Annotated in this window: 16 protein-coding genes and 3 pseudogenes; 3 read left to right on the top strand and 16 right to left on the bottom strand. The window is 67.9% G+C overall.

The window, feature by feature from the left end; translation table 11 throughout:
* The first annotated feature begins 56 nt into the window (after positions 1-56).
* Together OH768_RS34580 and OH768_RS34575 are read left to right on the top strand one after the other, a co-directional pair.
* Positions 57-896: a hypothetical protein gene (locus OH768_RS34580; protein ID WP_406459872.1), complete on the top strand. Its 840-nt coding sequence runs from the start codon at positions 57-59 to the stop codon at positions 894-896.
* A gap of 118 nt (positions 897-1,014) precedes the next feature.
* Positions 1,015-1,636 (top strand): annotated as a pseudogene (locus OH768_RS34575) (zinc ribbon domain-containing protein); the annotation flags it as partial.
* Between the two features lie 46 nt (positions 1,637-1,682).
* Here the strand turns inward: OH768_RS34575 and OH768_RS34570 are convergent.
* The 4 genes and pseudogenes from OH768_RS34570 to OH768_RS34555 form a co-directional block, all read right to left on the bottom strand.
* Positions 1,683-2,345, bottom strand: coding sequence for a hypothetical protein (locus tag OH768_RS34570; RefSeq protein ID WP_406459871.1), 663 nt, complete (start codon positions 2,343-2,345; stop codon positions 1,683-1,685).
* A gap of 216 nt (positions 2,346-2,561) precedes the next feature.
* The gene (locus OH768_RS34565) at positions 2,562-3,920 is read right to left on the bottom strand and encodes a replication initiator (protein WP_406465567.1); all 1,359 of its coding nucleotides are present in this window, start codon (positions 3,918-3,920) and stop codon (positions 2,562-2,564) included.
* Positions 3,921-4,219: 299 nt separating this feature from the next.
* Positions 4,220-4,417 carry a hypothetical protein gene (locus tag OH768_RS34560; protein ID WP_406465566.1) on the bottom strand — a complete coding sequence of 66 codons (198 nt, stop codon included), beginning with the start codon at positions 4,415-4,417 and terminating at the stop codon, positions 4,220-4,222.
* Between the two features lie 11 nt (positions 4,418-4,428).
* Positions 4,429-5,352, bottom strand: a pseudogene (locus OH768_RS34555) (FtsK/SpoIIIE domain-containing protein); the annotation flags it as partial.
* A gap of 50 nt (positions 5,353-5,402) precedes the next feature.
* Between OH768_RS34555 and OH768_RS34550 the strand changes: the two are divergent.
* A pseudogene (locus OH768_RS34550) lies at positions 5,403-5,903 on the top strand (transposase); the annotation flags it as partial.
* 228 nt (positions 5,904-6,131) lie between these two features.
* Here the strand turns inward: OH768_RS34550 and OH768_RS34545 are convergent.
* The 12 genes from OH768_RS34545 to OH768_RS34490 all read right to left on the bottom strand — a co-directional run bounded on the left by OH768_RS34545 (position 6,132) and on the right by OH768_RS34490 (position 22,467).
* Complete coding sequence (locus OH768_RS34545; protein ID WP_406459870.1) at positions 6,132-8,192, bottom strand: restriction endonuclease; 2,061 nt, start codon at positions 8,190-8,192, stop codon at positions 6,132-6,134.
* A gap of 464 nt (positions 8,193-8,656) precedes the next feature.
* Positions 8,657-9,073 (bottom strand): hypothetical protein, encoded by a 417-nt coding sequence (locus OH768_RS34540; RefSeq protein WP_365649948.1) that lies wholly within the window; start codon positions 9,071-9,073, stop codon positions 8,657-8,659.
* A gap of 737 nt (positions 9,074-9,810) precedes the next feature.
* Positions 9,811-11,781: a TIGR03960 family B12-binding radical SAM protein gene (locus tag OH768_RS34535; RefSeq protein WP_406459869.1), complete on the bottom strand. Its 1,971-nt coding sequence runs from the start codon at positions 11,779-11,781 to the stop codon at positions 9,811-9,813.
* Positions 11,782-11,860: 79 nt separating this feature from the next.
* Positions 11,861-13,372 carry a CHAD domain-containing protein gene (locus OH768_RS34530; protein ID WP_406459868.1) on the bottom strand — a complete coding sequence of 504 codons (1,512 nt, stop codon included), beginning with the start codon at positions 13,370-13,372 and terminating at the stop codon, positions 11,861-11,863.
* Between the two features lie 88 nt (positions 13,373-13,460).
* Positions 13,461-14,657 carry a rod shape-determining protein RodA gene (gene rodA / locus OH768_RS34525; protein WP_406459867.1) on the bottom strand — a complete coding sequence of 399 codons (1,197 nt, stop codon included), beginning with the start codon at positions 14,655-14,657 and terminating at the stop codon, positions 13,461-13,463.
* Positions 14,654-16,915 carry a penicillin-binding protein 2 gene (mrdA, locus tag OH768_RS34520; protein ID WP_406459866.1) on the bottom strand — a complete coding sequence of 754 codons (2,262 nt, stop codon included), beginning with the start codon at positions 16,913-16,915 and terminating at the stop codon, positions 14,654-14,656. The genes rodA and mrdA overlap by 4 nt, the downstream gene beginning before the upstream one ends.
* 92 nt (positions 16,916-17,007) lie before the next feature.
* Entirely contained in the window at positions 17,008-17,676 is a 669-nt protein-coding gene (mreD, locus tag OH768_RS34515) for a rod shape-determining protein MreD (protein ID WP_406459865.1), read from the bottom strand.
* Between the two features lie 21 nt (positions 17,677-17,697).
* Positions 17,698-18,630, bottom strand: a complete 933-nt coding sequence (mreC, locus tag OH768_RS34510) for a rod shape-determining protein MreC (protein ID WP_406459864.1) — start codon at positions 18,628-18,630, stop codon at positions 17,698-17,700.
* Between the two features lie 169 nt (positions 18,631-18,799).
* Entirely contained in the window at positions 18,800-19,819 is a 1,020-nt protein-coding gene (locus OH768_RS34505) for a rod shape-determining protein (protein WP_019065566.1), read from the bottom strand.
* Between the two features lie 275 nt (positions 19,820-20,094).
* Positions 20,095-20,508 carry a nucleoside-diphosphate kinase gene (gene ndk / locus OH768_RS34500; protein ID WP_406459863.1) on the bottom strand — a complete coding sequence of 138 codons (414 nt, stop codon included), beginning with the start codon at positions 20,506-20,508 and terminating at the stop codon, positions 20,095-20,097.
* A gap of 100 nt (positions 20,509-20,608) precedes the next feature.
* On the bottom strand, positions 20,609-20,974 hold the full coding sequence (locus OH768_RS34495; protein WP_406459862.1) for a DUF4233 domain-containing protein: 366 nt from the start codon (positions 20,972-20,974) through the stop codon (positions 20,609-20,611).
* A gap of 5 nt (positions 20,975-20,979) precedes the next feature.
* A complete protein-coding gene (locus OH768_RS34490; protein ID WP_406459861.1) occupies positions 20,980-22,467 on the bottom strand; it encodes a bifunctional folylpolyglutamate synthase/dihydrofolate synthase in 1,488 nt (495 codons plus the stop codon).
* Between the last annotated feature and the right edge of the window lie 3 nt (positions 22,468-22,470).

Here is a 22,470-nt window from a genome sequence, read left to right as displayed (position 1 = left end):
TGCGATCCGGGGGGGATTGAGAGCTCGTGCGACCAGGCAGAACACTTGGGGTGGCAATGGCCACCGCCCTCTGCGCCATAGCCGTACTGCTTCTCGGCGCCTGCGGGACGCAGGTGGCCGGTGACGCGAACGAAGCGACGCCGACCGGGTCGATCCCCTGGACCACGATGGAGCCCTCCAGGGTCACCGCGGCCCAACTCGCCGAAGATCAGCGCACGTTGACCCTGACCGCGCAGGTGCCCGACGGCAAGCACCCCTGCGTGCGGGCGCTCAAAGCCGCACTCACCGCCTCCGAGCGGAACATCCTGTGGGTCCAGATCACCTACTCCTCCCCGTCGGGGGACAAGCGCTCCGGCTGCACCGGAGAACGTACTGCCTCGACGCGACTCCTGTTGCCCAAGCCTCTGGGCAGCCAGAAACTGATCGTGGACCAGGACACCCAGTTCACCGCCGACGGCGCCAAGTTGCCCGCACTGCGCCTGTGCGGTGAACTCGGCTGCAACCCGCCGGCCACCGGCTGCACCGTCCCCTCCTACGAGCAGGCGATGATCGCGGCCGACGCCCCCGAGCACAGCTACCGCGACGCGGAACACTGCGACGGCAAGTGGCTGGTCATCGACTTCTCCTGGCGTACGGGCCCGGTCTGCGGCGACACGACCGCGACCCCGTCCGGCTGCACGTCCCGGCTGGGCGACCGCTGGTTCTTCCGCGCCGAGCCCGCAGGCTGGAAGACGATCACGGCGAGCCCGACCGGAGGGTGCAAGGCGGTACACCGCGTGGAACCCGCGTTCCCCACGGCGCTGTGCGCAACGCTGGCCCCGCTCTCCGCCTCCCTGCACCCGAGCTACCCGCCGCAGTCGGCTTCCGCGACCCCGACCGCCAGCCAACTCCCTTGAGGCGACGGGGACTTCAGCTCTGCGCCGTGGGCCCTACGACAATCTCGTTGACGTCTGCCTCAACCGCACCTGTTCGTGAACAGGGACATCAAGCTCTACCGGGCGGACAAGGAGCGGCACCAAGTTCCTTGGCGTGCTGCTCTGCGCCGACTGCGACACCAACATGATCGTGCAGGCGACCAGGAACGAATTCGGGACCTACCACTACCTCCGTTGCCAGAAGTGCAAGAGCGGCGGACGTGGCGCGCCCAACCCCATGGGGGTCTACGAGCAGCTCGTCGCCGACGCGCTTTTCTGTCCTCGGAGACGAACTGGTACAAACGCGGGAGTACGCCAAGGGCGCCGAGGCTCGCAAGGAAGTCGCACGCTTGGAAGGATCCATCGCCTACTACATGCGCGAACTGGAACCTGGGGGCCGGTACACGAAGACGCGGTTCACCAAGGAGCAGGCCGAGCAGACCGTGGACAGGCTGATTGCCGACCTTGAGGCGATCGACCCGGAGACGACCAAGGACCGCTGGGTGAACGTCCACAACGGCAAGACCTTCCGGGAACGCTGGGAGGAGGGCGGCATGGAGGCCATGGCTGCGGATCTGCTGAGGGTCGGCGTGAAGTGCAAGATCACGCGAACCAAGGTGAAGGGGATTCGCGCCCCACTCATCCACATGAAGGTCTTGATCCCCAAGGACGTGCGTGACCGTCTGATCCTCAAGGAAGACGACTTCGCGAAGGTCTTCTGACTCGGCTCAGCCGACACATGAGCTCAGCCGATCCGGAGCCGGAACCTCAGCGACGTCTTCGGTTCAGGACTCCTTGCATCAGTTGGCTGAACACACCTGTCATCGGAAATCCAACAACAGCAGGTATCGCAGCGTCGGCCACCTCCGCGAGGGTCATCGCTGCACTGCCCGGGCGACGCCCTTCAGCGACGTTTACGTCGGTCAGCGGGGCCAAGCACTCCAACTGCGGCTCATCACCGTCCACTAGAAGGGAAAAAGTGGCCGTGTGCCTCTTGCCCAAGAGGCACGGGGGCACGGCCAGGACTCGGCCGTTGACTACAGCAGTTGGCGGCCGTTGCGTGCGGGACGACGTCTCAGTGTGCAATAGGGCGATGATTGGAACCCCCAAATCCAGGGTGATCGACTCCCCGTTGTGGAACATCGAGGCCGAGATGTCACGACGTCCCGCGTTGATCAGTTCCACCTCCACCACCCAGGGATTGGCCAACGCACTCGTTCCGTGCATCACGGTCAAAGATCCGCCGGGGACACTTGCCGTCGGGTTCAACAACGGTGTGCGCGAGTAGATGCGATACAACAGCCGGCGCTTGGGGTTCGCGGCCCTGAGCGTCGCCCACACCGCGCTCCCGGCCGCGAGCACGGCCACAATCACTGCTGCCGCGCCCCAAAAAGTACCTGACTGCCACCACTCGCCAGCAAGCGTCACCATGTGCCAGATCTTAACTAGCTGAGTGCGCAATGCAGTTGGCGTCGCGCCAGGGCACCGCTTCTCATCTCACTCACGACGTCGGGTCGAACGGCTCTTCCGTCCCATCGTCGTCAACGATCACGACTTCGCTCTCAATCAGGCCCGCAGGCCTACCATCGCAGGATCGGGACGGCAACAGACCCTCAGGCTGCCGAGGTTCATGTTCAGGCAGAGCGGTTATCTGCCCCACTCCCCCTCTTGCTTCGCCTCCACACCAAGCCGCAGGGACTCTGCGAGGTCTTCGGCGATTCCGGCGGCGATGAGGGCGGCGCCGGGGGTGTGGCCGGAGCCGACATAGCGCCAGTTCCGTTCGGTGACCGTGTCGGGGATGTCGGTGTGGCCGACGTGGTGGGCGCGTTCGGCGCGCAGTGCTGCGTAGGTCGTGGAGTAGGCGCGGGACTTGGTCAGGATGTGGCCCCGATACCCGAGCGTGTGCGCCCACGTGCGGAGGTTCGGCGGCTCGTATTCGGGGAGGCCGCCCAGGCGCCAGCAGGCGCGCATAAGGGTGCGGACGTGTCCGCTGACGGGCGCCGCGCCGATGTCGTCCCAGGTGGTGATCCTTTGGTCGGTGCCGGCGCCGGTCTCGCTGGCTCCCTTGCTGACGTACTTGGCGACGTAGGCGGCGACGGCGTCATCGTCGGATCCGTCGCCGTCGGCGCGCAGCGGACGGGATTCGATCTGGACGCCCCAGCACAGGGCCAGTTCGCCAGCGGCGGGGCTGTGGGGGGTGTGGACGACGACCCGCCGGGCGGAGGCGTGTACAGCGTCGATGAGACGGTCGAGGCTGCCCCAGGGCGGGGGGTCGTCGTCGGGTCCGTTCGGGCCGTCGAGGCGGACGACGGCGTGTACGTGGACGGCCGCCCGTTTCTGGTATTCGGCGACGCGGGCGAAGGACAGCCGGGCGTGCGCGGCGAAGCGGGACTGCACGAGGCCGGCCGAGGAGGCAAGGCGCCGCCGTACGTCGATGACGAACCGGTCCCACAGCTTGGAGGCGTGTGCGTGCCACAGCACATGGCCCGGGTAGTCGTAGCAGTCGGCGCAGAGGGGTTGGCCGACGGCGGGATCGTCCGGGGTATGGACGGTGCCGCAGCCGAGGGGACGGCCGTGTTCGCACTGACCGCCATCACGGCGGGGTCGGCAGCGATCCCCGGCACGGTGGACCGGTCCGAAGGACGGGGCGGTCAGGGTGATGAAGAACCGGAGGCGTTGGCGGACGGTGGCGGGGACGTTCTTGCCGCCGAGGAGGCCCGCGCGGACGAGGTGGTAGGTGTCCCCTGCGTGGAGGCGGGAGCAGGCCGGGCAGACGGTTGCGCGTCGATTGCGGCAGCGGACGAGGAGCCGTTCGCCGGGTTCGGTGCGGGTGTCGTAGTGGTGGAGGATCTCGCCGGTTTCCCCGTCCAGGGTGGTGGTGGAGCCTGAGAGGTGGATGGGGTGGGCGCAGCCGCCGGTTGCGGTGATCTGCTCCAGCCAGCGGGGGAAGTGGGGGTCTTGGGCGAGGCGGATGGCGTCGCGGTCGGTTTCGGGGAGCTGACGCAGGCGCGCCGCGCGGTCGAGGGCGGCGCGCCTGTCAGCCGGGGTGAACTCCGGGGTGATGGTGGTGACCTTCCGGGGTGGGCCGTCGAAGCGGCACGGTGGGTGGGTGGTGGCGCGTGGTGGGTCATGGGAATCGCTCCTTTGCCTGGTTGGGGGTGGTGTGGGTTGGTCAGCGGATGGTTCCGGTGCCCCGGCAGACGCGGCAGCGCCGCAGCCGTCCGGTCCAGGTCCTGCGGGCTCCGTCGCCCTTGCAGAACGGGCACCTCACGCGAGACATAGGCATGGTGGTGGGTCCCTTCTGCTCAGGTGTGGGAGAAGCCGCTGATCAGCCAGATCACGAGGCCGTGGATGGTGAAGACCACCGGGGTCTGGCCGAGGTAGACCCCGAACAGGCCGACACAGACCGCTTCCCAGGCGCGCACGTCACGGGAGCGGACGAGGAGGACGGTGATGATCCCGAAGATCACCGCGAACGTGAACGCCGTACTCTCACTGATCACATCTCCGCCGGTCACTTGATCTCTCCTTCCAGCGCCGCAAGCGCGCAGTCGATGGCAGGCAGCTCGGGGGTCATGCCGGAGTGCTTGCGAGCCGTTGCCACGGCTTCTTCCGTCGGGGTGAGCTGGGAGCGGGCACGGCTCCAACCGCCGTCCGGACCCGTGCACACGGCCACGCCCCGTTCCTCCGCAGTGATCGACTGCGCAACGGCCACGGCGTCCTTGTTGAGGTCGCCCAAGGTCATCTCAGCCGTGCCGGGGTCGTTGACGCGGTGGCAGATACGGCCGCCGAGTTGGGCCCGCAACGCGGTCACCCCGGGGCCGAGGTCGGAGCCGACGCGCTGTCCGGCGACGACCAGGTGCAGGCCGAGCGCAGCCCCGAGCTGCCCGATACGGAGCAGCAGCGTGGAGCACTGTTCCGCCTCCGCCTTGCTCTCACGGGTGCCGTCGGACAGGTACAGTTCCGCGATCTCGTCAACGATCACGACGACCGGCACCGGCCGGAGCTTGTCCGGCAGCTCCCAGATGGAGCGCACGCCAGCCGACCGGCACACGCTCATGCGGTCCTGCATATCGACCACCAAGGCGGAGAGCACTGCGACCGCTGCGCGCCTGCACGTGGCCAGCGCGCTCAACCGCCGGGCGAACAGACCGAGTTCCATGCCGCCCTTGCAGTCGATGCCAACCAGGGCGACGGGCTGTGGGGCGAGTTGGGTGATGAGCCGGGCCAGCAAGGTGGACTTGCCGGAGCGGGTGGCCCCGGCGATCAACCAGTGCGGCACCAGCCGCAGGTTCATCACCCAGGCCCCGCCGGACTCCATCACGCCGATGAGTGCCGAGAGGAGTTCGGCCGGAGCGGTGGCTAACCTCGCGCTTTCACGAACGAGCCTGTCCGAAGTGTGATCAAGAAGGTGAGGAGTGCCTCTGACCTGGGACGATGGGACTTGTCTAGGGTCCTGGTCGTCGTCAAGAAAGCTGCACTCCTCAGGTGAAGAAGCGTATCGGGTCGTATCCGTGTGTCCGCGTTGAGGGCGGCGGTCGTGAAGTGGTCAGCCAGGCTGGTGGCGTGCTGCTGGTCGAGACGGTCCGCAAGACCGGGCTGGATCAGGTGATATCGGCGGCCCTGACGCCGTGACGGAAGCAACGGGCGGTGCATGATCCGGGGAAGATCCTGCTGGATGTGGCCCTCGCGATCGCGCTCGGCGGGGACTGCCTGGCCGATGTCGGGATGCTGCGAGCGGAGCCGGGCGTGTTCGGGCCGGTGGCCTCCGACCCGACGGTCTCCCGCCTGGTCGACACCCTGGCCGGGGCCGGACCGAGAGCCCTTACGGCGATCCGGGCTGCGCGAGCCCAAGTCCGTGAATATATGTGGAAGTTGGCTGGTTCCTCGGCGCCGGAGGCGCGCCACCGTCCGAAGGGTGCAGGGTCAGTCCAAGATCCATCAGAGGGCGGAGAGCCTCTGCATGGCAGCTCCCGTCCGGGTCAGGCCCCTGTACGGCCGCCCACGCCTCGAACAATGCACTGAGGGTCTCCCAGCCCGGTCCGGACACGAAGTGGCACAAGAACGTCGGCTGATCGATCTCGTACTCGCGGAGCTCACCGACCCGAACGTCTCCCTGCATGAGCCACCACGTTCTCACCCTGAGCCCTCCTGGTCTTCGCCGCGGAAGCACGCCAGCCCTGATCGGTCACAACAGTGTCCGGCCTTTGGGCGGATCTACTCCACTTCGATGCCGAAGTCCTGAACGAGCTCCTCCAGGCCGCCCGTGTAGCCCTTGCCGCCGAGCACGAAGTCCCAGTCCCCGTTCGGCCTTCGGCGGAACGAGCCCAGTACCAGGGCCGTTTCGCGTGGCCGGCCGTCGGAGACTTCGAGTCGTCCCACTTCGTTCAGCCCCGGGTCGCGCAGGCGGATGCAGGCGTCCGTGAAGCCGGAGAGGTCCGCCTCAGGGTTTACCTCCGGGTCGATGGCTGCTACGAGGACGAACCGGTCAGCCTCGTCCGGCAGGCCGTCGAAGGAGACACAGATTGCGGCCTTGTCAGGTGTCGTGGGAGGAAGGGCCCGCACGGAGCCATCCGCGGTTTGAGGGTTGTTGAAGAAGACGAAGTGTTCGTCGCTGAGGACGCGGTTGCCACGGCAGACGAGGGCGCACACATCCAAGGCGACACTTCCGGTCCACGACATGCCCAGGACGTTGTAGTCGTCGGGCAGCCGAGTGTCCGGACCGGGCGGCGTCGGCCGTGCAGGAGATTGACGCGCGGTTTCGCCCAGGCGCCCGCGCAAGCCATGGCGATGTAGCAGGTCGACGAGTTCAGTGCCCGAGATGAGTTCGAGCGGCTTGCCGTTGGCGAAGGTGTGTGAGCCAGGGCCGAACCCTGACGTCGTCACGAGTACGCCCTTGTTGGCGCCGGCATCCTGGACGGTCCCGTACAGATCACGCACGGCGGTGGGCGGCACCGTGTTGCGGTAGCGCTTCACCTGCACGACGATCTTTCCACCGCGGATCGGTGTCGGATCCAGTGCGTTGACGTCCACGCCGCCATCGTTGGAACGTTGAGTGGTGACCGCCTGCATCCCCATGGCCCGGAAGAGATCGGCGACCAGGTCCTCAAAGACGATTGGATCCATGCCGTACAAGTCAGGTTCCTCATCGCTGCCATGCGCGACAACGCGGTTCCCGACATCCAGTGGCAGGCGGCTCGGGCGTACCGGCGTCAGTTGGTCGGGGCGGGGCGAGAGTTGGCCGCGCAGAGCGTCGGCCAGGCAGCTGCCTGCGTCCACCTGTGCCAAGTGCAGGTCGCGGAACGTCGAACTCGAAGTCATGACGGTAGCCAGGTAAGTGTGTCCTGGCCGACCCGTCGTAGGGTCATGCCCGTCCACGAACCCGTTCAACGTCACCGACTCGAGCGCGCCTAGCTCGTCCGCGGCGAAGAGCTGGTGCAGGACGAGCAGCATGCACTGCGCGAGAACCTCCCGGTACAGGGCCCGACGCTGGCCCACTGGGCGAGGTGTCTGCTTGTCCTGGTCCACTCCGGACACGTACCGAACGGACTTGGCCTCCGGAACGATGCTGTACGCGGGCAACTCCCAATCCAGCACCAGTTGTCGAGCTGCCGGGTCATAGGCGGCTGCCACCTGACGTGGGAAATCCTCTGGCCACGCTGTGGAGGCGTAGAGAGCTCCCGAGAAGTACTCGACCACGGACTCGGGATCGCGCCGCCTCACTCCATCGGTCACCTCGACGATGCCAGCGTTGTACCGACGCACTTCGGCCAGCTGGGCATCGGCCCACTGCTGGTACTCCCGCTGGTAAGACGCCAACTGCTGCTGCCGCTGAGCCTCCGCCGTCTGGGCGGCCTGCCAGTCCCGCTCGAAGCGCGCCCGTGCTTCGGCCTGCGCCTGGGCCCGGCGATTGGCGGTCCACCCACTCTGTGTCTGGTACTGATTGAAGTCCGGCATGGGCGCGGGCTGTGCCAATACTCCTGGAGCAAAGGGCTGGACTTCCTCGGGGCGCAGGAGCGAGGAAGCCCTGAAAGCCGGAGCCTGACAACCCGAGGCGAGAAGACCTTGCAGTGATGCAACCTGTGCGTCGAGTTCCTCCGTGCGGCGCAGCGCCTCTGCCTGCCTGTACTCACGGTGACTCTGCACGGCCCGCCGCTGATAGGCACGCGCTTGCTGCGCTTCCTGTCTCTGCCGTCTGGCTTCCGCCTGTATCTGGCGCTGCTGCTGCCGTTGCATTTCAGCCCAGACGCCGACAACGCCGACAGAACGACGACTCATGAGGTGCTAGCCCTCCCCGAAGCACTCTGATTGTCCCCACAACCAGTTGTAACGAGACGACTCTATCCAGCAATTGTCTGCTCGCATATCCACTCGTCAAGGGCAACCCTCTCGCCCTATCCCCGCAGGTCGACCTGAGAAGGTGACCAAGGACATGCCAGGCTGCAGTACCCAAATGGCCGCAATCCGCAGCACCGCTCCCGCCACGTACGCAGCACGCCGATAAGTCTGTGAACGCGCCTTGACATGGATCAAGCCGTTGTTGCTTGGCCGACTGCCGCCCGCGCAAGGAACGAGGGCTTGAGCCAGGTCATCCGGTCCCGCTTCCACATGGCGGGAGCGTCCCTCTCGGATGATCGAGCAGGACGGCCCCGGTTCGTCTCCGGTGACGCCTCCGCCCTACGTCCGTCCGGCCGAACTTGACCTGCCGTGTGACCTGACGGGCCCTTTCGCCGGTGTGACGATCAGCTGACGGTTACGCCGGGAATGAAGGCAACGAGCCCCGACAGGAAGCTGCCGATAGCCGCGAGGGTGACGAGGGTGGCCTTGCCATCCGAGAACAGCCCTGAACAGAAGGCACGTACCTGACGTCGGAGGATCAGCATCTTGAGTTTCTGCCAACGGTGCTGACGGATGTGGCAGCCCATGAGAAGGCCAGTTGCGTTGTTACGGCAGCCATCCTCGCGTCCACGGACGGGGGCACTGCACGTCACCGGGGCTTGGAAGAAGCACCAGAGCAGGACGGCGGCCGAGAGGGTGATCACCACCGCAGGTCCAGCCGCCTTGTTGATCCATGCGGCGATCAGTAGTGCGCCGGCCAGAACTCCCCACCACTGTCCCAACCCGCCAAGTCGACTGCTTCGTGCCCCCGAGGTCGCCATGCCTTGAATCGTGGCGAGCTGTATGGCAACTCATGCCTTGGGATGGCGTCCTGACCGAAAAGAGCCTCAGGACGGCCGACTGCCGACTGCCGACGAGCACCGGGAAAGTGCTGCAGCGGAGAGTCTGTCGCAGCACTCTGTGAGGTGTCGGTGCCACGGCCGCTCTGCTAGACGCGGAGTTCCGCGCCGCCGCCTACTTGCCCGTTGCCTCCGGCGCTGTGCGCCACGCGATCACCAGCACAACCACGACGATGATGACCACCGCGGCCAGGGCTCCGGCACAACCCCAAAGACCGGCACGGCCCCGCTGCTTCTTCTGCGGAGGTCCGGTGGATGGCATCACCGGCCGAAGGGGGATGGCCGTCACCGGGGCGTCCCCATTGAGGACCGCTTGCTTGCGGTCCGTCCGCAGGTGGCTCACTCGCCGGCATGTCTGCCTTCTCCGTAGCGGATATCGCCACGTTGGGAAGCCAGACGGCTCCTCGCGAACCGAGAGCATCCACTCAGGCGACCGGCGCCGAGCACTGGTCTCTCCCAGGCTCTCAGCCCCTCAGACCCACTCCACCTCGGAATGGACCGTCGCCGAGCCTCCAGGGGGCGGCAGGGGCGTTCTCGGCGTTTCCCGCACGGTCGCCCGCCGTCCAGTCTGCGCGCCGAGCGCCCTCAGAACGGCAGCCGCCTCTTCCTCGCTGCCGTCCCCCAGCACCTCCACGATGCACCGCAACGCCTCACTCACGTCAGTGAGTGTGTCCGCTGGCCGCAGCGTCCTTCTTGACCGTCAACGGCAGCAGCTTCTTCCCTGTCGGCCCGATCTGGATGGACGTGTCCATCTGCGGGCACACCCCGCAGTCGAAGCACGGTGTCCACCGGCAGTCCTCGACCTCTGTCTCGTCGAGGGCGTCCTGCCAGTCCTCCCAGAGCCAGTCCTTGTCGAGGCCCGAGTCCAGGTGGTCCCAGGGGAGGACCTCCTCGTAGGTCTTCTCGCGGGTGGTGTACCAGTCGACGTCGACACCGAACGCGGGCAGCGTCTTCTCCGCGCAGCGCATCCAGCGCTCGTAGGAGAAGTGCTCGCGCCAGCCGTCGAAGCGGCCGCCGTCCTCGTAGACCGCGCGGATGACCGCGCCGATCCGGCGGTCGCCGCGGGAGAGGAGGCCCTCGACGATGCCGGGCTTGCCGTCGTGGTAGCGGAAGCCGATCGAGCGGCCGTACTTCTTGTCGCCGCGGATCTTGTCCCGGAGCTTCGTCAGGCGGGCGTCCGTCTCCTCCGCCGAGAGCTGCGGGGCCCACTGGAAGGGGGTGTGGGGCTTGGGGACGAAGCCGCCGATCGACACCGTGCAGCGGATGTCGTTCTGGCCGGAGACCTTGCGGCCCTCGGCGATCACCTTCATCGCCATGTCGGCGATCTGGAGGACGTCCTCGTCGGTCTCGGTGGGCAGGCCGCACATGAAGTACAGCTTCACCTGGCGCCAGCCGTTGCCGTACGCCGTCGAGACCGTGCGGATGAGGTCTTCCTCCGACACCATCTTGTTGATGACCTTGCGCAGGCGCTCCGAGCCGCCCTCGGGGGCGAAGGTGAGGCCGGAGCGGCGGCCGTTGCGCGTCAGTTCGTTGGCCAGGTCGACGTTGAAGGCGTCCACGCGGGTCGACGGGAGGGACAGGCCGATCTTGTCCTCCGTGTACCGGTCCGCCAGGCCCTTCGCGATGTCGCCGATCTCCGAGTGGTCGGCCGAGGACAGGGACAGCAGGCCCACCTCCTCGAAGCCCGTGGCCTTCAGGCCCTTCTCGACCATCTCGCCGATGCCCGTGATCGACCGCTCCCGCACCGGGCGGGTGATCATGCCCGCCTGGCAGAAGCGGCAGCCGCGCGTGCAGCCGCGGAAGATCTCGACCGACATGCGCTCATGGACCGTCTCGGCGAGCGGGACGAGCGGCTGCTTCGGGTACGGCCATTCGTCGAGGTCCATGACGGTGTGCTTGCTCACCCGCCACGGGACGCCGGACTTGTTGGGGACCACGCGCGCGATACGGGCGTCCGGCAGGTACTCGACGTCGTAGAACGCCGGGATGTAGACCGAACCCGTCTTCGCCAGGCGGAAGAGGACCTCCTCGCGCCCGCCCGGGCGGCCCTCCGCCTTCCAAGCTCGGATGATCTTCGTCATGTCGAGGACGGCCTGTTCGCCGTCGCCGATGATCACCGCGTCGATGAAGTCCGCGATCGGCTCGGGGTTGAAGGCCGCGTGGCCGCCGGCCAGCACGATCGGGTCGTCGAGCGTCCGGTCCTTCGACTCCAGCGGGATGCCCGCCAGGTCCAGGGCCGTCAGCATGTTCGTGTAACCGAGTTCGGTGGAGAAGCTGAGCCCGAACACGTCGAAGGCGCCCACCGGGCGGTGGCTGTCGACCGTGAACTGCGGGACGCGATGCTCCCGCATCAGTGCCTCCAGGTCCGGCCACACGCTGTACGTGCGCTCGGCGAGGACGCCCTCCTGCTCGTTCAGGACCTCGTAGAGGATCATGACGCCCTGGTTGGGCAGGCCGACCTCGTACGCGTCCGGGTACATCAGCGCCCAGCGGACATCGCACGACTCCCACGGCTTGACGGTGGAGTTGAGCTCTCCGCCGACGTACTGGATCGGCTTCTGCACATGCGGGAGCAGGGCTTCGAGCTGCGGAAACACGGACTCTGCGGCCGCAGCGACTTCGGCAGGCATCTCGCGAACCTTCGTGAGCGGTACTGAACGGACGGGTGACCATCCAGACTAACGCGATCCCGGAGGTCCCCCGTACGGCTCAGACGGGCACCCCGGACCCGATCTCCTCCCACATCCCCGGCAGCTCAGCCTCCACGGCCGCCGCCCGCTGCTCCTCGCGCCCGTACAGCACGCCGTACGTGAACGAGCTCTCCCCCGCCGCGTGCGCCACCGCGGACAGCTCGCGCAGGGTCTGGCGGACCATGACGCTGTCCTGGTGCTCGCCGAGCAGGCTGGTCAGCGACTTCATGGACTTGGCCAGGTCACGGGCCGGAGCACCGAGCGCGGGGCTCGCCGCCTCCGCCGCGTACCGGGTGCGCTTGGCCTTCTTGCGGGCCTCGTGCAGCGCGAGGTCACGGTCCGCGCCGGGCGGAGCCCCGATCGCCTCCTCGACGAGCGCCGAGACCTTCCCGAAGTTCTTGCGTACGGCCTTGCCGATCACCTTCTCCGGTTTGCCGGCGGCGTCCGGCAGCAGGGGCGGCTCGGCCACCAGCGTGTCCAGGGTGTCGAGCAGCGCGAGATACCGCTTGGAGTCCAGGACGCCGATGAGCCGCCGGCGCGAGCCGCCGCGCCGGGCGCCCGCCCAGGTGCGCATGCGGGTGCGGATCGGGCCGGAGACCAGGGTGCGGGGCAGTTCGGCGAGGACCGTCGTCAGGCGTTCGGTCATCACCTCGCGGTCCCGGTCCACGCCCAACTCGCTTGCCAGCCACTTCAGTTCCTCGCCGGCCGGGTCGGTGACCGTGCGGTCGAGCACCTTGCCGTACGAGCGGAACGTGCTGCGCAGCCGGCGGGTGGCGACCCGCATGCGGTGCACGGAGTCGTAGGCGTCCTGCCGTACGGCGGGGTCGAGTTCGAGGATCGCGTCGCGCTGGGCGCGGACGTAGGCGAGGACGTGGTCGCCGGCGGTCTCCGGGTCCGGCGGCGGCACGGGCGCCCTGCGCTTCTTCGGCTTCTTCGGGGCGGTCTCCGCAAGCGCTCTGGCCAGCTTGGAAGCAGACGACGACGGTCGTACGCCCGCCTTGCGCAACCGTTTCTCCACCTTGTCGAGGAAGACCGGGTCACCGTCGTCGGCGAGTTCGACCTCGATCTCGGTCCACTGCGCGGTGCCGCCGCCGTCGGCGAGGCGTTCGGCGTGTACGGCGTCCACGCTGACCTCGGCGAGCAGCGCGCCGTCCGCGTCCACGAGGTGGCGTACGTCCCGGTCGGAGCGCAGCCGCACCAGGGGCAGCAGCTCGGCCTCGCGGACCCGGGAGCGGACCAGGCCGGCGAGAGTGCGCGGCACGGTGTCGGAGAGCGGCTCGCGGATCTCGTCGCGGACTCCGGGCGCGACCGGCACTTTCAGGTGCCAGCCCGCGTCCGAACCGCCGGTGCGGCGGCGCAGCGTCATCGAGGCTTTGGCCAGTCGCTCGTCGGCCGTGTCGTAGTAGACGGCGTCCAGGTTCGCTACGCCCTTGTCGATGACGGCCCGGACACCGGCGACGCCGGTCAGGTCGGGCAGACCACTCTCGTCGGACTCGTATTTACGCTCGATCTCGCGCTTTGTGTCCGCCATGAACCGAATCTAGTTGCTGACGAGCCGGGATGGCAGAGGGCGTCCCAAATGAACCCCGGGGAAACCCGAGCGAACCTACAGGTAACGGCTATGCGGACATGGGTCGCTGGACCCGGATCGACTGCAGCAGACCCACCGCGAGCCACACCGCGAACATCGACGTTCCGCCGTAGGACACGAAGGGCAGTGGCAGGCCGGTGACGGGCATGATGCCGAGGGTCATGCCGACGTTCTCGAAGGACTGGAAGGCGAACCAGGCGACGATTCCGGCGGCGACGATCGTGCCGTAGAGCTCGGTCGAGTCGCGGGCGATGCGGCAGGCGCGCCACAGCACCACGCCCAGGAGGACGAGGATCAGGCCCGCGCCGACGAAGCCCAGCTCCTCGCCCGCGACCGTGAAGACGAAGTCCGTCTGTTGTTCGGGGACGAACTGGCCTGTGGTCTGCGAGCCGTGGAACAGGCCCGCGCCGGTGAGGCCGCCGGAGCCGATCGCGATGCGGGCCTGGTTGGTGTTGTAGCCGACGCCGGCCGGGTCGAGGCTCGGGTTGGCGAAGGCGGCGAAGCGGGCGATCTGGTACTCGTCCAGGATGTGCAGCTGCCAGACGGCGATCGCGCCGATCGCGCCCGCGCCCAGCAGGCCGAAGATCCAGCGGTTGGAGGCGCCGGAGGCCAGCAGTACGCCGAGCACGATGATGACCATGACCATGACCGACCCGAGGTCGGGCATCAGCATGACGATCAGCATCGGGACGGAGGCCAGGCCGAGGGCCTGGAGGACCGTGCGGTGGTCGGGGTAGGGCTTGTCGCCCGCGTCGACCCGGGCGGCGAGGATCATCGCCATGCCCAGGATGATCGTGATCTTCACGAACTCGGAGGGCTGGAGCGAGAAGCCGCCGCCGAGCACGATCCAGGAGTGCGCGCCGTTGACCGTGGAGCCGAGCGGGGTGAGCACCAGCAGGATGCCGAACACCGAGGCGCCGTACAGGAACGGGACGACAACGCGCAGGGTGCGGTGGCCGACCCAGATGACGCCGATCATCAGGGCGATGCCGATGCCGGTGTTCATCAGGTGCCGGATCAGGAAGTAGTACTGGTCTCCCTGGTTGATCTCGGTGCGGTTGCGGGTCGCCGAGAAGACCAGGAGCGAGCCGATCAGGGACAGCCCGATAGCCGACAGCAGTATCGGCCAGTCGAGGCGGCGGGCCAGCGAGTCACGGGCGAAGACCCGCGTCCAGCCGGCCCGCTCGGGGCCGTATCCGGAAACGGAGAAGCTGTTGCCGGTCATGTGAGCATCCTCCGGCTTCCCCTTCTGCGCGGGCGCCTGCGGGTGTTGCTGTTGGTGGTGGTCGGCGAGGGCGAGGTGGCCGGCTGCTGCGTGTCGTCCGCCGCCGTGACCCCTCCCTCGGTCGCCTTCTGCTGCTTCTCCAGCTCCTTGGCCGGGTCGGCGGTGATCTTCGGGGAGGCGATCGTGCCGTCGGCGCGGACCTTGGGGAGGCTCGTCTGCGGGGTGGGCAGCAGCGCCTTCTTCTTGTCGATGGAGCCGTCGGCCTGGACGCCGTACATCGCGTTGTAGATGTTGCGCACGGCCTCACCGGAGGCGCCCGAGCCCGTACCGGCCTGGGCGATCGTCATGACGACCGTGTAGTCCTTGGTGTACGTGGCGAACCAGGAGGTGGTCTGCTTGCCGTAGACCTCCGCCGTACCCGTCTTGGCGTGCAGCGTGATCTTGTCCTGCGGCCAGCCCTGGAACTTCCAGGCGGCGGTACCGCTGGTGACCACGCCCGCGAGGGCCTTGTCGATGCCCTTGTGCGTGGCCGCGCTGATCGGCAGCTTGGCCTTCACCTGGGGCTTGATCTCCTGGACCGTCTTGCCGTCGGCGCTGACGATCGCCTTGCCGATGGTCGGGACGTACTCGGTGCCGCCGTTGGCGAGGGCGCCGTAGATCATGGCCTCCTGGATCGGCGTGACGAGGGTGTCGCCCTGGCCGATGGAGTAGTTGATCGAGTCGCCCTCACGCATCCTGTTGCCTTCGAGGCAGTTCTCGTAGGCGATCTTCTGGACGTACGTGCCGTCCTTCTTGCCGGTCTTGCACCAGTAGGCCTTGTTGGCCTCGTAGGTCTGCTGCTTCCACTTGCGGTCCGGGACGCGGCCGGTGACCTCGTTCGGGAGGTCGACGCCGGTGGTCTTGCCGAGGCCGAACTGGTGGGCCGCCTTGTAGAAGTAGTCCTTCGGCTCACCCTTCTTCGGGTTGATGCCGCCGTCCTTCTTCCACTGGGCGTCGGCGAGGCCGTAGAAGACGGTGTCGCAGGAGACTTCGAGCGCGCGGCCCAGCGAGATGGGGCCGAAGTTCTCGCCCTCGAAGTTCTTGAAGACCTGGCCGCCCACCGAGTACGAACTGGTGCAGGGGTAGCCGCCGTCCCACTTGTAGCCGGCCTCGACCGCGGCGGCCGTGGAGACCACCTTGAACGTCGAACCGGGCGCGGACTGACCCTGTATGGCCCGGTTGAGCAGCGGGTAGTCGGAGTTCTTGCCGGTGAGCTGCTTGTAGTCCTTGGCGGAGATGCCGCCGACCCAGACGTTCGGGTCGTACGTCGGCGCGGACGCCATGGCGACGATCCGGCCGGTCTTGGCCTCCATCACGACGACGGCACCGGAGTCGGCCTTGTAGTTCTCGCCGGTGATCTTGTCGAACTGCTGGCGGGCGGTCTTCATCGCCTTGTCGAGCTGGTACTCGGCGACGCGCTGCACACGGGCGTCGATGCTGGTGACGAGGTTCGAACCGGGCTCGGACGCATCGGACTTGGCCTTGCCGATCACGCGTCCGAGGTTGTCGACCTCGTAGCGGGTGACGCCCGCCTTGCCGCGCAGTTCCTTGTCGTACTGGCGCTCCAGGCCCGAGCGGCCGACCTGGTCCGAGCGCAGATACGGCGAGTCGGAGTCCTTGGCCTGGGTGATCTCGTCGTCGGTGACCGGCGAGAGATAGCCGAGGACCTGCGCCGCGTTGGCGTCGCCGGGGGCCGCGTAACGCCGTACGGCCTCGGGTTCGGCGGTGATGCCGGGGAAGTCCTCGGAGCGCTCGCGGATCTGCAGGGCCTGCTTGGCGGTGGCCTCGTCGGTGATCGGGATCGGCTGGTACGGCGAGCCGTTCCAGCACGGCTGCGGGGTCTTCGCGTCGCACAGCCGGACCTTCTGGATGACGTCCTCGGGCTTCAGGCCCAGCACGCCGGCCAGCTTGGTGAGGACGGCCTTGCCGTCGTCGGCCTGCTTCAGCAGGTCGGTGCGGGAGGCGGAGACCACGAGCCGGGTCTCGTTGTCGGCGAGGGGCACACCGCGCGCGTCCAGTATCGAACCGCGCACCGCGGGATCGACGACCTGCTGGACGTGGTTGCCGGACGCTTCCTTCTGGTACGCGGAACCCTCCCGGATCTGGAGGTACCAGAGGCGCCCGCCGAGGGTGCCCAGGAGGGAGAGGACGAGGATCTGGATGACGACGAGCCTGATCTGGACCCGTGGAGTCCGTCCGGTCTCCGGGATGTTGGTCATTGGTGCTGCCTCCCCCTCTCAGTGCGTGTACACGATGCGTGTATGAGTCATATACGACGGACCTGTGAGTCCGTGGGCCAACTCCCCGGTGGTCAAAGCCTCTTGACCCCCTTGATACGTCCCGCCCGGGCCACCCGCGCGCGAGCCGTCCTCATCCGCAGGCCACCGCGCTGGCCGCCGATCTTCAGGCCGGTGCCCGAGGAGAGCCAACCCGAGGAGATGTCGGCCGACTTGGCGGCGTTGGTCTCCGCGAGCGGGTCGTTGTCGGCGCGGCGGGCCAGCGCCATGACGCCGGGGACGACGAACGGGGCGAGCAGCAGGTCGTACAGGGCGGCCGTGAACAGCAGGCTGGGCAGGCCGACATGGCGGGCGGCGGTGTCGCCGACGAGGGCGCCGACACCGGCGTAGAGGAGGGTGGAGCCGAGGGCGGCGGCGACCACGACGGCCATCGGGCCGGTCGCCGACTTGAGGCGGCCGTTCTCCGGTTTCGCCAAGCCCGCGAGGTAGCCGATGACGCAGAGCACGAGGGCGTAGCGGCCGGCCGCGTGGTCGGCGGGCGGGGCCAGGTCGGCGAGGAGTCCGGCGCCGAAGCCGATGAGGGCGCCGGTGACATGGCCGTAGACCATGGCGAGGCCGAGGACCGTGAGGAGGAGCAGGTCGGGGACGGCGCCCGGGAGGTGGAGGCGGGCGAGGACGCTCACCTGGATCACCATGGCGACGACGACCAGCGGCACGGAGAGCAGGATCCGGTTGACACGCATGGGGAGGGGCTCCTACTGCTGTTACTGGCCGTTGACCGGCGCGTTCGCGGACGGGGTCGCCGTGACGGTCACCGTCGGGGTCGGGGTCGGCTTGGATTTCGCGGGCAGGACCGTGTCGCGCGGGTCCTTCTTCGGGGCCTCCACGACCACGCCGACGATGTCGAGCTTGGTGAAGTTGACGTACGGCGTGACGTAGAGCGTGCGGGTCAGGCCGCCGCCTGAGGGGTCGACGCGGGAGACGACACCGACCGGGACACCGGGCACGAACGGCTTGTCGGCCTGCGAGCCGAAGGTGACCAGCCGGTCGCCCTTCTTCACCTCGGCCTTGCCGTTGAGGAGTTCGACGCGCAGCGGGCCGTCGCCCTCGCCGGAGGCGAAGCCGAGTTCGTCACTGCCCTCCATACGGGTGCCGACGGTGAAGTCGGGGTCGTTGGCGAGCAGGACGGTCGAGGCGTCCGGGCCGACGGTCGTCACACGGCCGACCAGTCCGTCGCCGTTGAGGACGGTCATGTCGCGCTTGATGCCGTCGTTGGCGCCGACGTCGATGGTGATCGTCCACGAGAAGCTCTGCGCGGCTCCTATCGCGATGACCTGGGCGCCCTTGATGCCGTACTGGCCCTCGCCGGCCACCTTCAGCATCTTGTCCAGCTGGTTGAGGCGGCTGCGGTTGCGGTCGTCGCTGCCGAGCTTCGCCTTGAGGGCCGCGTTCTCCTTCTCCAGGAGCGCGAGCCGGTCGCGCCGCGCGCCGGAGTCGCGGACCGCGGAGATCACGTCGCCGACCGGGTTCACGGCGGACGACACGCCGTTCTCGATCGGGCCGAACACGGTGGCCGCGGCCCGGCGGGCACCCTCGACCGGTGAGTCCTGCCCTCCCCGGATGTCCACCGTGATCAACGCGAACGCGACGGCGATCAGCAGCACCAGGAGCAGCCGGCTCTCTCGTGTGTCCCTCACGTGCGGCGGCCGTGCCTTCCTCATAGAAATGTGCAGAGGTTCAGGTATGCAGGTGTGTACGAGGGCCCGTCAGATGTGAACGAAGGCCTATGACGGAGCCTATGCCTCCGTATCAACGATCCGCCGCACGAGAAGAGATCATCCCGTACGGCGGAACCGAAGTGTTACGTCATCTGCGCGGCTGGGCGTCGAGAACCTGCTGGAGCGCCTCGAACTCCTCGACGCACTTGCCGGAGCCGAGCGCCACGCTGTCCAGCGGGTCCTCCGCGATGTGGATCGGCATTCCGGTCTCCCGGCGCAGCCGCTCGTCGAGACCCTTCAGCAGGGCTCCACCGCCGGTCAGAACGATTCCGCGGTCCATGATGTCGCCGGACAGCTCCGGCGGGCACTTGTCGAGGGTCGTCTTCACCGCGTCGACGATCGCGTTGACGGGCTCTTCGATCGCCTTGCGGACTTCGCCGGCGGAGATGACGACGGTCTTGGGCAGACCGGAGACCAGGTCCCGGCCGCGGATTTCGGTGTGCTGGTCGTCGTCGAGGTCGTACGCGGAACCGATCGTGATCTTGATCTGCTCAGCCGTCCGCTCACCCAGAAGGAGCGAGTACTCCTTCTTGATGTGCTGGATGATCGCGTTGTCCAACTCGTCGCCCGCGACGCGGATGGACTGGGCGGTGACGATGCCACCGAGCGAGATGACCGCGACCTCCGTGGTGCCGCCGCCGATGTCCACCACCATGTTGCCCGTGGCCTCGTGGACCGGCAGGCCGGAACCGATGGCCGCGGCCATGGGCTCCTCGATGATGTGCACCTGGCGGGCGCCGGCCTGGGACGACGCCTCGATGACGGCACGGCGCTCGACGCCCGTGATGCCCGAGGGCACACAGACGACGACACGCGGACGGGCCAGATAGCGCCGCTTGTGGATCTTCAAGATGAAGTAGCGGAGCATGCGCTCGGTGATCTCGAAGTCGGCGATGACACCGTCCTTCAGCGGACGTACGGCAACGATGTTGCCGGGCGTGCGCCCGATCATCTTCTTGGCTTCGGAACCGACCGCGAGAATGCCACCGGTGTTGGTGTTGATGGCGACGACGGACGGCTCGTTGAGTACGATCCCGCGACCCCTGACGTACACCAGCGTGTTGGCGGTCCCGAGGTCGACAGCCATGTCACGGCCGATGAACGACATTGAGTTCCCCATCAGGATTCGTCTGGCCTTCCTGGGAGCTTTGAGGGCTTTTCAGGTCGGCGAAGTGGGTGCAGTGACGTGAAGGCTTCCATCGTAGACGCGCCATCACGAACACTGCGCGAGGGTCTTCGCCATTGTCAGCATGTGAGGCACCGCCTCGCTTGTGGAGACGGCCCAACGGGGGCACTCGTTCCCCCGATCGGCACGCATATGCCGAGAGACGGCCGGAAAATCGCGGCCGTCCCTGGTCAGGCATGTGCGTTACTGATGGAGATTCAGGAACGCCCCGGGAAGAAGATCTTCACCTCGCGTTCGGCGGACTCCTCCGAGTCCGAGGCGTGGATCAGGTTCTCCCGCACGATGACTCCGAAGTCCCCGCGGATCGAGCCCGGGGCGGCGGCGATCGGGTCGGTCGGACCGGCCAGCGCACGCACCCCCTCGATGACCCGCTCGCCCTCGACGATCAGGGCGACCACCGGACCGGAGGCCATGAACTCCACCAGCGGCTCGTAGAAGGGCTTGCCCTTGTGCTCGCCGTAGTGCTGCTCCAGGGTGTCCTGGTCCAGGGTGCGCAGCTCCAGCGCGGTGATCTGCCAGCCGGCCTTGCGCTCGATGCGGCTGATGATCTCGCCGGTCAGGCCACGACGAACGGCGTCGGGCTTGAGCAGGACGAGGGTGCGCTGGGTCACGACGGGACTCCTTCGGATCATGATGGTGCGGGTCGGCTCAGGGTCGTGTCACGGTCGTCTCACGACAAGGCCGAGGCTACAGGGCGTGTCCATGCGCCCATTACGCAGCGTCAGGTGTAGTGGAGGCGGCCTGCGCGGCCTGCGCCGCGAACCTCGCCTTCGCCTCGTCGATCTTCCGGCCGTAGTGCACCGACGCCCACCACAGGGCCGCGAAGATCGCCCCCAGGAAGAACATCGACGGCACCACGACGCCCGCCGCGATCAGCGCGATCTGCAGCGCCCAGCCGAGCACGATGCCGGCCGGCCGGGTCACCACGCCGCACAGCGCGACCGACAGGACCATCGCGATCCCGCACACCGTCCACACCGTGGACGTGGTCAGATCCGGGTCCTTCATGGCGACCAGACCGGCGAAACCGATCACGAAGAACTCGCCGAGCAACGTCGAGGAACAGAGCGTACGCACGAAAGTCAGCCCCTCCCGAGGAGCAGTCGGGCCTCACCGACGGTGATGACGGAACCGGTGACGAGCACACCGCCGCCCGCGAACTCGCCGTCCTCCTCGGCCAGCGTGATCGCCGCCTCCAGCGCGTCCGGCAGCCGCGGCTCGACCTGCACCCGCTCGTCGCCGAACACCTCGACGGCGATCGCGGCCAGTTCGTCCGCGTCCATCGCGCGGTGACTGGAGTTCTGCGTGACGACGACCTCGGCGAACATCGGCTCGAAGGCTTCGAGCAGCCCGCGCACGTTCTTGTCCCCGCTGGCCCCGACCACTCCGATCAGCCTGCTGAAGTCGAACGCCTCGGCGACGGCCTCGGCGGTGGCACGGGCGCCCGCGGGATTGTGCGCCGCGTCGAGCACAACGGTCGGCGACCGTCGTACGACCTCAAGACGCCCCGGCGAGGTGACGGAGGCGAACGCCTTGCGGACCGTGTCGATCGCGAGCGGGTCGGGCCGCTGGGCACCCACCCCGAAGAACGCTTCTACGGCGGCGAGGGCGACGGCGGCGTTGTGCGCCTGGTACGGCCCGTGCAGCGGGAGATAGATCTCCTCGTACTCGCCGCCGAGCCCGCGCAGGTTGATGAGCTGTCCGCCGACGGCGACATGCCGCGACACGACCCCGAACTCCAGCCCCTCCCGGGCCACGGTCGCGTCCACCTCGACGGCCTTCTTCAGCAGCACCTGCGCCGCGTCCACCGGCTGCTGCGCCAGGATCACGGTCGCGGCCTGCTTGACGATGCCGGCCTTCTCGGCCGCGATCTCACCGGTCGTTCCGCCGAGGCGGTCGGTGTGGTCGAGATCGATCGGGGTGACCACGGCTACATCCGCGTCGATGACGTTGGTGGCGTCCCAGGTGCCGCCCATCCCGACCTCCACGACGGCCACATCGACGGGCGCGTCCGCGAAGGCGGCGTACGCCATCCCCGTCAGCACCTCGAAGAACGACAGCCGGAACTCCTGCTGGGCGTCGACCATCTCGATGTACGGCTTGATGTCGTGGTACGTCTCGATGAACCGCTCGGCGGAGATCGGGGCGCCGTCGAGGCTGATGCGTTCGGTGATCGACTGGACGTGCGGGGAGGTGTAGCGGCCGGTGCGGAGTTCGAAGGCGCCGAGGAGGGCCTCGATCATGCGGGCCGTGGACGTCTTGCCGTTCGTGCCGGTGATGTGGATCGAGGGGTACGAGCGCTGGGGGTCCCCCAGGACGTCCATCAGCGCGGCGATACGGCTGACCGACGGCTCCAGCTTCGTCTCGCCCCAGCGGGTGGCCAGCTCTGCCTCGACCTCGCGCAGCGCGGCGTCCACCTGGGGGTCTTCGGGGCGACCGGGTACGTCGGCCTGAGGGGCGCCGGTGCCCTGGGTGCGGAGGGTTCGGCTGCCGGCCTCGATGACCGCGAGGTCGGGGTCGCGGTCTGTCTCGGCCTCGATGATCTCGTCGAACGGGTCGCTGTCAGTCACAGG

Source organism: Streptomyces sp. NBC_01622 (assembly GCF_045209635.1).
Taxonomy (GTDB): domain Bacteria; phylum Actinomycetota; class Actinomycetes; order Streptomycetales; family Streptomycetaceae; genus Streptomyces.
The sequence above is the reverse complement of the archived record's forward strand: the minus strand, read 5'-3'. Positions and strand labels throughout refer to the sequence as shown.